13 protein-coding genes are annotated in these 12,708 nt (G+C 64.4%); 7 read left to right on the plus strand and 6 right to left on the minus strand.

Features of this window, described 5'->3' with window-relative positions:
- Positions 1–6: 6 nt before the first annotated feature.
- Positions 7–1,521 (minus strand): phytoene desaturase family protein, encoded by a 1,515-nt coding sequence (locus tag DEIPE_RS12730; RefSeq protein WP_015236373.1) that lies wholly within the window; start codon positions 1,519–1,521, stop codon positions 7–9.
- Between the two features lie 243 nt (positions 1,522–1,764).
- On the opposite strand from DEIPE_RS12730, the gene metK reads away from it, so the two are divergent.
- Positions 1,765–2,988, plus strand: coding sequence for a methionine adenosyltransferase (gene metK / locus DEIPE_RS12735; protein WP_015236374.1), 1,224 nt, complete (start codon positions 1,765–1,767; stop codon positions 2,986–2,988).
- Between the two features lie 48 nt (positions 2,989–3,036).
- Here metK and DEIPE_RS12740 read toward each other — a convergent pair whose 3' ends face one another.
- Complete coding sequence (locus DEIPE_RS12740; RefSeq protein ID WP_015236375.1) at positions 3,037–4,149, minus strand: DUF418 domain-containing protein; 1,113 nt, start codon at positions 4,147–4,149, stop codon at positions 3,037–3,039.
- A gap of 110 nt (positions 4,150–4,259) precedes the next feature.
- Between DEIPE_RS12740 and DEIPE_RS12745 the strand changes: the two genes are divergently transcribed.
- From DEIPE_RS12745 to DEIPE_RS12765, 5 genes are all read left to right on the plus strand, one after another.
- Entirely contained in the window at positions 4,260–4,802 is a 543-nt protein-coding gene (locus DEIPE_RS12745) for a hypothetical protein (RefSeq protein ID WP_015236376.1), read from the plus strand.
- Between the two features lie 216 nt (positions 4,803–5,018).
- Entirely contained in the window at positions 5,019–5,909 is an 891-nt protein-coding gene (locus DEIPE_RS12750; protein WP_015236377.1) for an alpha/beta fold hydrolase, read from the plus strand.
- A gap of 168 nt (positions 5,910–6,077) precedes the next feature.
- Positions 6,078–7,766, plus strand: coding sequence for a M3 family oligoendopeptidase (locus tag DEIPE_RS12755; protein ID WP_015236378.1), 1,689 nt, complete (start codon positions 6,078–6,080; stop codon positions 7,764–7,766).
- A gap of 59 nt (positions 7,767–7,825) precedes the next feature.
- Positions 7,826–8,377, plus strand: coding sequence for an HD domain-containing protein (locus DEIPE_RS12760; RefSeq protein ID WP_015236379.1), 552 nt, complete (start codon positions 7,826–7,828; stop codon positions 8,375–8,377).
- Positions 8,377–8,757: a cupin domain-containing protein gene (locus tag DEIPE_RS12765; RefSeq protein ID WP_015236380.1), complete on the plus strand. Its 381-nt coding sequence runs from the start codon at positions 8,377–8,379 to the stop codon at positions 8,755–8,757. Before DEIPE_RS12760 ends, DEIPE_RS12765 begins: the two co-directional genes overlap by 1 nt.
- Positions 8,758–8,766: 9 nt before the next feature.
- On the opposite strand, the gene DEIPE_RS12770 is transcribed toward DEIPE_RS12765, so the two are convergent.
- The 3 genes from DEIPE_RS12770 to DEIPE_RS12780 all read right to left on the minus strand — a co-directional run bounded on the left by DEIPE_RS12770 (position 8,767) and on the right by DEIPE_RS12780 (position 10,340).
- Positions 8,767–9,051, minus strand: a complete 285-nt coding sequence (locus DEIPE_RS12770) for an Lrp/AsnC family transcriptional regulator (RefSeq protein WP_041231512.1) — start codon at positions 9,049–9,051, stop codon at positions 8,767–8,769.
- 61 nt (positions 9,052–9,112) lie between these two features.
- Positions 9,113–9,292, minus strand: a complete 180-nt coding sequence (locus DEIPE_RS12775; RefSeq protein ID WP_015236382.1) for a hypothetical protein — start codon at positions 9,290–9,292, stop codon at positions 9,113–9,115.
- A gap of 70 nt (positions 9,293–9,362) precedes the next feature.
- Positions 9,363–10,340 (minus strand): potassium channel family protein, encoded by a 978-nt coding sequence (locus DEIPE_RS12780; RefSeq protein WP_015236383.1) that lies wholly within the window; start codon positions 10,338–10,340, stop codon positions 9,363–9,365.
- 51 nt (positions 10,341–10,391) lie between these two features.
- Between DEIPE_RS12780 and DEIPE_RS12785 the strand changes: the two genes are divergently transcribed.
- Positions 10,392–11,573 carry a M20 family metallopeptidase gene (locus DEIPE_RS12785; protein WP_015236384.1) on the plus strand — a complete coding sequence of 394 codons (1,182 nt, stop codon included), beginning with the start codon at positions 10,392–10,394 and terminating at the stop codon, positions 11,571–11,573.
- Between the two features lie 55 nt (positions 11,574–11,628).
- Here DEIPE_RS12785 and recA read toward each other — a convergent pair whose 3' ends face one another.
- Positions 11,629–12,672 (minus strand): recombinase RecA, encoded by a 1,044-nt coding sequence (gene recA / locus DEIPE_RS12790; protein ID WP_052326702.1) that lies wholly within the window; start codon positions 12,670–12,672, stop codon positions 11,629–11,631.
- Positions 12,673–12,708: the final 36 nt, after the last annotated feature.

Here is a 12,708-nt window from a genome sequence, read left to right on the forward strand (position 1 = left end):
GGGTCGTCATTTCCAGCCTCGCCGGGAAAGGTCTCTCAGCAGCTCGCGCGCCGTGTTGCGTCCGCTCGCGCCCATGATGCCGCCGCCCGGATGGGTGCTCGCGCCCGTCATGTACAGCCCCCGCAGGCCCGGCCAGCGGTACGAGGCGGCGCCCAGAAAGGGCCGCAGCGCGAACATCTGGTCGATGGTCATCTCCAGGTGCATCACGTTGCCCCGGTAAAGGCCCAGCTCGCGCTCCAGCCACAGCGGCGTCTGTATCAGCTCGCCCACGATGTTCTCGCGGGTACCGGGCGCGTAGTGCTCGAAGGCGTCCAGAATCCAGTCGCGCACTTCCAGTTGGCGCTCTTCCCAGCTGCCCCGCGCCAGGCTGTAGGGGTAGTACTGGGCCCACAGCCACAGCACCTCACCGCCCGGCGGGGCGAGGCTGTCGTCCACTGCCGAAAAGCTCATGGCGATCAGGGGCGGGTCGCGGGTGGGGTCACCGGCCAGATACTCGCCGTAGGCCCTGCTCAGCTGGCGCTCGTTTTTGATCAGCAGGCCGAGTCCCACGCGTGAATGAGGCTCGTGGTGCCGGCGGTAGCGCACCTTCTCCTTCAGTGCCAGACGCAGCACCATGCCAAAACCGTTGCCGACCCGAACCTCGCGCGCCGCTTCGGGTACGAACTCTGGGGGCAGTGCGCCCGCCGTGGCCAGAACGTGCGTGCCGCTCACGACCGCCCGCCCTGTAATGCGCTCGCCGCTTGCGAGCTCCACCCCGGTGGCGCGCGGGCCCTCGGTCAGGATGCGTTTCACGGGCGCGCTCACGGTGAGCGTGCCACCGTGCGCCTCGATCAGGCGCGCCAGCGCCTTCGTGAGGCCGCCAGAGCCGCCCTTGGGCCGCGCCACTCCGCCCTCGTGGTAGAGCGGGTGCCACAGCAGAAAGGGCGCCGAGATCGGCTCGGTGGGCGGCGGCCCGCTTTGCGCGGCCATCCAGGTGAGCGGTGCCCGCACGCGCTCTTCCGAGAAGTACTCGCCCGCCACCTCGCCGTAAGGGCGCAGGATGCGGCGCAGCTGCCCCTGCCACCCCCGCCCGCCGCCTCCGCCGAGAATCAGTTTGCGCCCCAGTTCCAGCGGAGAGGGCACGCTGAGAAAGGTCTCGTTGACGGCGCGCGCAAAAGGCGTCCAGTCGGAAATGAAGCGGGCGTAGGCCTCGCCCTGACCGGGAAAGAGGTTTTCCAGCTCGTTCGCGGTGCGCGCCGCGTCGCGCCACACGAACCAGGGCGTCTCGCCGTCTGAGGCGTGAAACATCGGATCGAGGTCCAGGTAATACAGTCCGTAGCGCGAGAGTTCCAGCTCTTTCACGATCGGCGTCATGCGGATCAGGATGTGCGCGCTGCCGCCCAGGTCGAACTGGTAGCCAGGCACGCGCTCCTCGGTGGCAACCGCCCCGCCGGGAACGGCGCGCCGCTCGAAGACGCCCACCCGGTAGCCTGCCTTGGCAGCGTAGGCGGCGGTGATCAGGGCGTTGTGGCCTGCACCCATCACGATGACGTCGTAGTCGTAACTCAGAACCGGCCTCCGTGTTAGGGAGTCTACCCAGCTTTGCCGGAGCAGGAACGTGCCAAATCCGCCAGAGCCGTTCGCCTGTTGGTGTGTTCGGCACTCCCGCCCCAGTGCCGGGCGCGCTACGCTGTGCTCATTGCCGCGTCAGGGGCGGACACGTCCCTTCCCGAGGCGCGCCGCAACACACGCGACCGGCCCTGCTTGGGCCCCCTGGAGAAACGCATGCGCCAGTACTACACCTCGGAATCCGTGTCCGAAGGACACCCGGATAAACTTGCCGACTTCATATCCGACTCGATCCTCGACGAATTTCTGCGTCAGGAACCCACTTCGCGGGTGGCCTGCGAAACGCTCGTCACGACCGGCCTCGCGCTGGTGGCCGGGGAGATCAGCGCGCGCGAGGCTTACGTGGACATCTCGCGCGTGGTGCGCGAGGCCGTGCGTAGCGTCGGATATACCCGCGCCAAGTACGGGTTTGACGCCGACAGCGTCTCGGTCATGACCACCATCGACGAGCAGTCCCCCGACATCGCGCAGGGCGTGAACTACTCCGAGGAGTGGCGCGAAATGAGCGAGGCCGAGCGCGCCTTGCCGCAAAACCGCTTCAGCATGATCGGCGCGGGCGACCAGGGTCTGATGTTCGGCTACGCCACCGATGAAACACCCGAACTGATGCCCCTCCCCATCACGCTCGCGCACGGTCTGACCCGGCGCCTCGCGCAGGTCCGCAAGGACGGCACCCTCGATTACCTGCGCCCCGACGCCAAAGCCCAGGTCACCATCGTGCGCGATGGCGGCGAGGTGTGGGTGGACACGGTCGTGATCTCCACCCAGCACCGCGAGGACGTCGAGCAGGCCCGGATCCGCGCCGACATGCTCTCGCACGTGATTCAGCATGTCGTTCCGCAGGAGCTGCTGCGCGAAGAGACCAAGTACTTCATCAACCCGTCGGGCAAGTTCGTGATCGGCGGACCGCACGGTGACACCGGCCTGACCGGGCGCAAGATCATCGTGGATACCTACGGCGGCGCGGTGCCGCACGGCGGGGGCGCCTTCAGCGGCAAGGACCCCACCAAGGTGGACCGCAGCGCCGCGTACTACGCGCGCTACATCGCCAAGAACCTGGTGGCGGCGGGTCTGGCCCGCAGGGCCCTGGTGGAGGTCGCCTACGCCATCGGGCGGGCAAACCCCGTCAGCCTGCGCGTGGAGTCCTTTGGCACGAGCACCGTGAGCGACGAGCAGCTGGCCGCCCTGGTGCGCGCGCACTTCGACGCCCGTCCGCAGGCCATCATCGCCAACCTCGATTTGCTGCGCCCGATTTACGCGCAGACCGCCGCGTACGGGCACTTCGGCCGCCCGGAATTTCCCTGGGAGCAGACCGACAAGGTCGAGGAGCTGCGCGCCGCCCTCACCGAACTGCGTCCGGCGGTGGGCCGCTCGTCGTAGCCCTCACGGGCAAAAAAGACAGGGCCATTTGGCCCTGTCTTTTTTGCGTTATGGCCGCTCGCGGCCATAAGTGAGACGCCGCAGCAGCCATTCGGCCGGTCCGCGCGAAAAGTACTGCAGGTACCAACGGCTCAGCAGCACCTGCACGACGAACAGCACCAGCGCGAAGAGCAGGCTGTTCAGGGCGCCCCACCGTCCGTAAAGTCCCAGGCCGTAGCCGTTGAACACGAAGGTGCAGACCAGTGATGCCAGCAGGTAATTGCTGAGGGCGAGTTGCCCCACGCTTGCCAGGGGTCGCAGCCAGCGACCGCGGCCCGCCCCGACCAGCAGGGCCAGGAGCGCGCCGTAGAGCAGCGCGAAGGCCAGACCGCCTGCAAAGCGCAGCAAGGTGGCCCAGAACTGTGCTGAGACGCTGTCCTGCGCGGCCAGCGCCGTGAAGGCCAGGTTGAGCGGCACGCCCAGCACCAGGCCCAGCGTCACGGTGAGCCACAGGGGCCCACGAAATTCCTGCGGGCGCTGCAGCACCCCGCTGCGCGCGATCAGCACCCCGATCAGAAACAGGCCCAGCAGCCACGGGCCATAAAACATCACGATGCCCGGCAACTCTCCCAGAAACTGCGGCGCGCGAAAGGAAAGGACCTCAAGGTAGCTGCCTTGCTGATAGGCCGCGTGTACGCCCGCGCTGCTGATGTCCGCGCTTTCGTGGCCGGAAACCAGTGCAAGCAGGCTGACGCTGAGGGCGGTAAAGCCCAGCAGGGCCGGAATCACGGCGGCCAGCAGGGCAGTGGGCGCGCGCAGCAGCGCCAGCAGCACAAAAGCGACCAGCGCGTAGTTGGCCAGAATGTCACCTACCCACACCAGTACCCCGTGCAGCACCCCGATCAGCAGCAGGGCCAGCAGTCGCCGTACCTGCCGCGCGCTGCCCGACCGTGCGACGGAGAGTGCCATGCCCGCGCCGAACAGCATCGCGAAGGTGGACACGAACTTGCCGTTGAAGAAAAAGTCGATGAACGCCTGCGCGCTGCGGTCGGGCCCGCTTTGCAGCCACGGCACGTAGCCGGCAAAGTTCTGCAGGTTCACCAGCAGAATGCCCCCGATCGCCAGGCCCCGCAGAATGTCCGGAAGAAGCGAGCGCTCGCTTCGGGTGATGGGCACCGTCATGAAGCTCAGGGTACGCCAGCGGCGCGAGGGCACCTCAGGCTTTCCCCGCTTCCTTCGGAAACGCCGGAGCCTTTCATGAGGCACATGCAGGAGCGTGTTAGGTTCCGCGCATGCGAGAACCACGCCGAATATTGGCAACGCGGGCCCTGGGCGCGCTGCTGGTCTGCTTTGCCGGTCAGGTGAGCGCCGAGCCACTGCTCATCAAGGGCGGTGGGCTGCTGACCTCGAAATTCTGTGCCAAGTACGCCTGCCAGTCCCTGGGCACCGTGACGCTGGGTGGGGCCACCAGCCGCGCCTACCGCCTGCAGAAAGCCCCCGGGGTGGGCGTGGTGTCGCGTGTTGCGGGCAACCGGGTGGCGGGCATGACCCTGCTGCTGCTCGATCCGCAGGGGCTCAAGGACAGCCAACTGCTCTACGCCATTGGCACGGTGCTGCCGGATTTCCAGGCGCTCAGTTTCGGGGAGCGTCACCGTTTCGCGGTGAGCAAGCAGTGCCTGAAATCGGCCACACGCGGCAAGCGCCTGGCGCTGGGTGGCACGAACCTGCTCTTCAGCTGCGAGTACAACAACGCCGCCCTGTATGCCGCCGCCGTCAGGGCTTACCGTCTGTCGAGCACCAAAGGGGTCATCAGCGTGACGTACGCAGCGCCTTAGAGCGTTTGTCCGTTCCATTGATGGAGAACAACACTCCATCAATTCCACTTCCATCCGCGCCAGCACAGGGTCTACTCGCTCCACTCGGTCATAGACATTGATCAAAAACCTATCAATGTTTATGACAACCGCTTTAAAGGCTCCTGAAGGCTGATCGTAGGGAGGGCCGCACCTCGTCACAGGTGATCTGCTGCGCCGGTGTTAGCATGTGGCGGCATGAGCCCCACGGACGAGTCGTATCTGGAAGAACTCAACGGCACCGAACTGTACTTCGAGGTGGTCGGAGAGGAAGACGCCCCCACCCTGCTGTACCTGCACGGCGGTCCCGGGTACAACAGCTACTCGTTTCGCGCGCTGATGGGAGAACTTCTCGAAGACTACCGGGTCGTGTACCTCGATCAGCGTGGTGCCGGGCGCAGCGCGTCGCTCGCCGAGGAAACGCTCGATCTCGACACGCTGGTCGCTGACATCGAAGCGGTGCGCGAATTTCTGGGCCTGGAGCGCTTCACGCCGCTCGGTCACGGTTTTGGCGCGCTGGTCGCGCTGGAGTACACCCGCCGCTATCCACAGTTCGTGGAGCGCGTCATCACGGTCAGTCCCTGGCTGCACCTGCCCGACTTGGCGCTGACGCTGTTGCAGGAAGCCGGGCGTGTGAGCGGTAAGGCCGCCCAGGATCCCCGTGACGAGGTGCTCGCCCGCACGCCTGAAGGCAAATACCCGCAGGTGGGCGCGGCCCGTGTCGAGGCGGCGTTCAGCCTGCTCAACGCGCGGGATCTGCTCAACGCGTTGCAGTTTCGTGACAGTGCTTCACGCCTGCACCTGGAATTCGCCGACGCCGAGTCGCAGCTGGTCGGTGGCGCCGAGGTGCAGCAGGCGCTGGTGCTGCACGGCTTCTGGGAATTCGAGTATCCACCGTTCCTGATGGAGCTCAAGCGTCCCGTTTACGTCATTGCCGGTGAGTGGGACCGCACCAGTTACCCCGAGCAGGTCGGCTGGCTCCAGGATCTCGCGGACGCGGAACTCACCGTGCTGGACGCCGGGCATTACCCCTGGCTCGACGATGAGGAAGGCTTCGCGGCGGCGTTGCGTGAAGTGATGAACGGCTGAGCGCAGCAGTTTTTGGGTTAGGGCTGGCCGAACTGCACAGCGCAAAAAGGCGAATTGGGTTACCTTCAAAGAGCGTGACAGCGCCCATCGAAAGTAGACTTCACGCGTCGGCAGTGAGGAATGAGGGCTTCCCGGCAAGGTAAGCTGACCCGGTACCCGAGGAGCCTGATGCCCCAGACTGTTACTGCTTGGACCCAACTGGCGCCGCGTTATGAAGCGCTCGCCTCCGACCACCTGACTCCTGAGCATGCGCCCGACTGGCTGCGACACTGGAGTGACCTCGAAAAGGACGTCTGGGACATACGTGCACACCTGACGCGTGCCAAAGACGCCAACCCAAGCGACCGGGACGCCGAAGAAGCCTACCTCGCGTTTTTGCAGCACGTGCAGCCAGAGGTGACGCGCGCCTCGCACGGCCTCAACCAGAAACTGCTGGCGTTGTCAGGCTGGCAACCCGAAGCGCAGCACGAGCAGATGCTTCGCCAGTTGCGCAACGCCGCCGCGCTGTTCCGGGAAGAAAACGTCACGCTGGAAACCGAGGCACACCGGCTGGCCAACGAGTTCAACAAAATCACCGGCGCACAGCGAGCGGTCGTCAACGGTGAAGCACTCACTTTGCCCGAAGCGCAGCGGTTGCTGTTGCAGCCAGATCGCGGTGTGCGTGAATCCGCCTGGCGGGCCATCATGGCCGCGCGTCTAAAGAGTGCGCCGCAACTCGACGCGGTGTTTCTGGAGCTGCTGAAGTTGCGTCGTCAGATGGCCCGTAACGCCGGGTTTCCAAACTACCGCGATTATGTCTGGCAGGCCATGAACCGCTTTGACTACTCACCCCGGGACACCCGGACGCTGCACGAAGCGGTCGAGCAGACCGTGACGCCCCTGCTTGCCCGGGTCTTCGCAGAGCGCCGCGCCGCCTTTGGTTTGGACGCTCTGCGCCCCTGGGACACTTCGGCTGACAGTCAGGGTCGCGCGGCCCTGGTGCCCTTTACAGGCACGCAGGAGCTGGAAGACATCGCGCAACGCATCTTCGAGGCGTTGGACCGAGACCTGGGCGCGCAGTTTGCGCGCATGCGTGAGGGTGGGTACCTCGACCTGGAGCCACGAGCGGAAAAAGTGCCGGGATATGGATATTGCGATTACTTTCCCAGGGCCCTGCAGCCCTTCATCTACTGGAGTGCCGTGGGCACGGATGGTGACGTGCGGGTACTGATGCACGAGGCAGGGCACGCGTTTCACTTTCTCGCGTCCGGGCAGCCGCACCACTTGGTGTGGAACTTCATGTCACCCATCGAGTTCGCCGAGGTCGGCAGCCAGGCCATGGAACTGCTTACCCTGCCCTTGCTGGAGCGCCCCGTGGGCTTTTACGACGCCGAAGACGCTGCCCGTGCGCGGCGTGACAAGCTGGAAACCGTGCTGCGCCAGTTCATCAGTCAGGCGACCGCAGACGCTTTTCAGCAATGGTTGTACGCCGAAGCACCCGAGGACGTCACGATCGCACAGATCGATGCCAAATGGCTGGAATGCGCCGCGCGCTTCGAGCGAGGCGTGGACACGCACGGCCTGGATCGCGAGCGCGCCAAGGGCTGGCAGTTCGTGCACGTGTTTGCCTACCCGCTTTACATGCTGGAGTACTCGCTGGCCTGGATCGGCGCGCTGCAGATCTGGAGGGGTGCACAGCACAATCCCGCGCTGGCGCTGGAACGCTACAAGGCCGCACTGGCGTTGGGCGGTACGTGCCCGCTGCCGGAACTCTTCGAGGCTGCTGGCGCGCGCTTTGCCTTTGATGAGGCGACCTTGCGTGAGTTGATGGGTTTTGTCGAGGAACAGCTCTTCGGGACGCCCGGCCTTCAGGGCTGAACAAGCTGCCATGGGCGGCAGGCAACCTGTCGCCCGGAAGGCTCGCTAGACTGGAGCGCATGAACCGCGACGAAGCGTACGCCCTGATGATGCAGTTCACGCCCAGCGTTTCCCTGCAGCGTCACATGCTCAACGTCGAGACCGCCATGCGCGCCTACGCGCGGCACTGGGGTGAAAGTGAGGAGACTTACGCCGTGGCAGGTCTGCTGCACGACTTTGACTACGAACTGCACCCTGATGAGCACCCCAACTGGGGCGTGATGTATCTGCGCGGCAATACCGACACCGGCGAGGATGTACTCGACGCCATCATGGGGCACGCCAGTTTCACCGGCACGCCCCGTGACAGCCTGCTCGCCAAGACCCTCTTCGCAGTCGATGAACTGACCGGCCTGATTCAGGCGGCGGCCTTGATTCGCCCTGACAAGGACGTGCGTCAGGTCGAACTCACCAGCCTCAAGAAGCGCTTCAGGACACGCAGCTTCGCGGCGGGCGTGAACCGTGACGAGGTCGAGCAGGGCGCGCGTGAACTTGGTGTCGATCTCGACGAGCACATGGCACGAGTGCTGCGCGCCATGCAGGATGCGGCCGCGCAGGAAGCCGGCGCGTGATGGAGCCGCTGCGCAAGGTGAGCCTCGCGGAGAAATTCGCACTTTTTGATGACGCCTGGAATCCGCGCGTGGTGGGAGCGTGGGATGGACAGCAGGTCAAGCTCGCCAAGTTCCGTGGCGAGTTCATCTGGCATCACCACGAACACGAGGACGAAGTGTTTTTCGTCGTGCGTGGCGCAGTCCGGATGGGTCTGCGCGATCCCGAGGAACGCGACATGTTGCTTCAGGAAGGCGAGCTGCTGATCGTGCCGCGCGGTGTGGAGCACAAGCCGGCAGCCGAAGGCGAGGAAGCCTGGGTGATGATGCTGGAAAGTGCAGGCACCCTGAACACCGGGAATGTACGCGGCGAACGCACCCGCGACACGCTCGAGCGAATCTGAGCCTTCGCCTCAGTCTTCGTGCAGACCGACGCCGAAGCCCTGATCGAGCAGGGCGGGCGCGTAGGTGCGAAAGGCCAGCATGGTGGTCGTGCGCGTAATGCCCTCGACCTTACGCAGTTCCCCGGTGACCACGTCGTCGAGGTCGTCGTAGCTCGGCAGGCGCAGCACTGCGACGATGTCCCAGTCTCCCGTGACGCTGTAGACCTCCTTGACGTGGGTCACGTTGGCCAGTTCGGCGGCGGTTTCGGGAATGCGGGAGCGCTCGGCGTTCACCAGAACGATTGCGGTAACCATACGGTCATTGTAGGAGGCGGCCACAGCGCCTCCTCGTCATGAAAGAGAGCGATGGCCGAATTTACCGGCGGCGCGACCTGCTCAGGCTTTTTTCGATGCGCCGGACGGCAAAGTCGAAAATTTTTCCTTTGAGCGAGCGGGGTTTGCGCTTCCCGCCGCGAATATAACCGTAGTTACGTCCATAGCCACGCTGGCGCAGTATCTCGCGCGCCACCTTGAACAGCAGGGTCTTGATCGACATTTCCCTGATGATTACGCGCGGTAAGCGTTTCGGGTTCCTGGCCTCTCTTGAGTATTTTCGCAAATAACACTCACCTAAGGCTCCGGAGTTCATCTTCTGTGCCGGCAATCAGCAGCACGTCGTTTTCCTGCAGGGTCTTCTGTTCGCGTGGCTGGAGAGGCTTTCCATCGCGGCGCAGGGCGATGATCCTGACGTGGCTGTTGCGCTCGATGTCCTCGATGCTTTGATTGGCGAGGGCCGCCCCGACCATGAGCTCGTCAATGATGAGGTGCTCCTGCCCGAAACGGACGCGTCTGGGCAATTGCGCGAAATCAGCATTCAGCAGGCGTGCAGCGATCTGCTTGCCGCTGGTGCGGTGCGGATTGACGACCTCGTTTGCTCCGGCCCGACGCATTTTTTCGGCCGCGTCATCGGTGCTGGCGCGCGCGACGACCGTGAGGTTCGAATTGAGCTCCCGGGCGGACAGCACGACGTAGAGATTGGCGGGGTCGCTTGACATGTCCGTGACAAGGGCGTTCGCGGCCCTGATGCCGGCGCGCAGCAGCGTGGCGTCCTGGGTGGCGTCGCCTTCGACAGAGTGGTAGCCGAGGTCATGCGCGACCTGCAGGCGCTCGTGCACCTGATCGATCACCACAAAGACCTGTCCGGCGGCGTGCAGTTCGGCGCTGACGGCTTCACCAACCTGCCCGAAGCCGCAGACGATGGTGTGTTCCTTGAGTTTCTCCACGTGTTTCTCCCGGCGTTTGCGCGCCCGATACGGATCGGCGATAGAGGTGAAGCTGATTTCGGCGATGGTGCTGAGGAGGTACAGCATGGTGCCGATGCCAAAAATCATCAGCAGGCTGGTGAAGACTTTTCCGGCGGTGGAAAGTTCCTGAACTTCGCCGAAACCGACGGTGGTCAGGACCATCAGGGTCATATACACACTGTCAAGCCAGCTGAACTGCTCGATCACGCGGTAACCGACCGTACCGGCCACCGTCAGCGCAAAGACGGCCAGCAGCACGGCGGCCAGTAGACGCATGGTACTTCGGTCGGCTGCCTGCATCACGTTTGCAGTGTAGTTGGCGTGAAGGCCGCAGGCTTGTTAGGCTGGCTTATGACAACCTCCACAACGGACGCGGTCGCGCAACTCGCGCCGCAAGTCGTCGCCTGGCGCCGCCACCTGCATCAGCACCCCGAGCTGGCCTTTCAGGAGCACCGCACGGCCGAGTACGTCGAGGGCGTGTTGCGCTCTTTTGAGGGTCTGCAGATTTCACGCCCGACGCCCACGAGCGTGTTGGCCGTCCTGAAAGGCGAAGGCGGAGCAGGGCGCACGGTGCTGCTGCGTGCCGACATGGACGCGCTCCCCATTCACGAGGAAAACGATTTCGAGTTCGCGTCCAAGACGGCCGGGGTGATGCACGCCTGTGGACACGATGGCCACACGGCGATGCTGCTGGGCGCGGCGAAGATCCTCAGCGAACGCCGGGCGCAGTTGCAGGGCGAACTGCGCTTCATTTTCCAGCACGCCGAGGAACTGTTTCCGGGAGGCGCGCAGCAGGTGGTGGACGCGGGCGTGATGGACGGGGTGGACCTGGCGGTGGGCGCGCACCTCTACTCGTCGCTGCCGACCGGCCTGATCGCCGTGCGCGCGGGCGCTACCATGGCGGCGCCTGACACCTTCGAGATCGTGGTGCGCGGCAAGGGCGGCCATGGCGCTCATCCCGAACAGACGGTCGATCCGGTGGTGATCGGGGCGCAGATCGTCACGAACTTACAACACGTGGTGTCGCGCTACCGCGATCCGCTCGAGCCGATGGTCGTGAGCGTCACGCAGTTCCACGCCGGAACGGCGGACAACGTGATTCCCGACGTGGCCACGCTGGGCGGCACGGTGCGCACCTTCGACGCGCAGTTGCGCGAAAACGCGGCCGTGTGGATGGAGCGCGTCGTGAAAGGAATCACCGAGGCGCACGGCGCCCGCTACTCGTTTCGCTACCAGCAGGGTTACCGCGCTTTGCACAACGATCCGGTGGTCACGGGTGAACTGCAGCAGGTTGTGCATGACACGCTGGGTGAGGCGGCACTGGTGGAGGGTAAACCCACCATGGGCGGCGAGGATTTCAGTGCGTACCTGACCAAAGCGCCGGGTGCGTTTTTCTTCGTGGGGGCGGGCAACGAGGAAGAGGGCATCAGCGCCCCGCACCACCACCCGCGCTTCACGGTGGACGAGCGCGCGCTCGAGCACGGGATGCGGGTGATGGTGGGCGCGGCCATGCGCTTCACTCAAGGAGTTTGAGCATTGTTTGAGATGAAAAAACGCGCCCGTACGGGCGCGTTTTTTCATCTCTGATTCAGGCGACCTGTTCGTCGTCCGTGACGCTTTCTTTGAGCAATGATGAGGCGCGACCTTCTTTGATCAACCCCATGACCTTGCTGCGAATTTCCTCTTGCAATTCGGGGCGTTCGCCGATGTACTGGGCGGCTTTTTCCTTGCCCTGACCGATGCGAGCTTCACCGTAGCTGTAAAAGCTGCCCGACTTCTTGACGATCTCGAGGTCGCTCGCCAGCGTCACGAGGTCGCTGAGCTGGTCGAAGCCCTTGCCGTACACGATGGTCAGCTCGACTTCCTTGAAGGGTGGGGCGACTTTGTTCTTGACCGTCTTGACCTTGACCGTGTGTGAAACCGCCGTGTCGCCGACTTTGCTGGGCTGACCGATCTTGCGCACGTCGAGGCGCACCGAGGCGTAGAACTTGAGGGCCCGGCCTCCCGTGGTGGTTTCCGGGTTGCCGTACATCACGCCGATCTTTTCACGCACCTGATTGATGAAGATGGCGCTGGTGCCCGTCTTGCTGAGAATAGCGGTCAGCTTGCGCAGCGCCTGGCTCATCAGGCGGGCGTGCAGGCCGGGCAGCGAGCCACCCATGTCACCTTCGATTTCGGCGCGGGGCGTCAGGGCCGCGACCGAGTCGATCACGACCACGTCAATCGCGCCGCTGCGTACCAGCAGTTCCATGATTTCCAGCGCCTGCTCGCCGTTGTCCGGCTGGCTCACCAGCAATTCGTCGGTGTTGACGCCCAACGCGCGGGCGTACAGGGGGTCTAGGGCGTGCTCGGCGTCGATGAAGGCGCAGATGCCGCCGTTTTTCTGCGACTGCGCGATGATGCTGAGTGCCAGGGTGGTCTTGCCGCCCGATTCGGGGCCATAGATTTCGGTGATGCGACCCTTGGGAATGCCGCCAACGCCGAGGGCAACGTCAAGCGAAAGGCTGCCGGTGGGAAGGCCTTCCAGGTCGAGCTTGGTTTCTGCTCCGAGCATCATGATCGAGCCTTTGCCGAACTGCTTTTCGATCTGGCTCATGGCCGCATTCAGGGCTGTACGCTTCTCGCTGCTCATGAATTTAGTATATAACATAATTGAGTGACAGGATTA

Origin of the sequence: Deinococcus peraridilitoris DSM 19664, assembly GCF_000317835.1 — a bacterium.
In the GTDB taxonomy this organism is placed as follows: domain Bacteria; phylum Deinococcota; class Deinococci; order Deinococcales; family Deinococcaceae; genus Deinococcus_A; species Deinococcus_A peraridilitoris.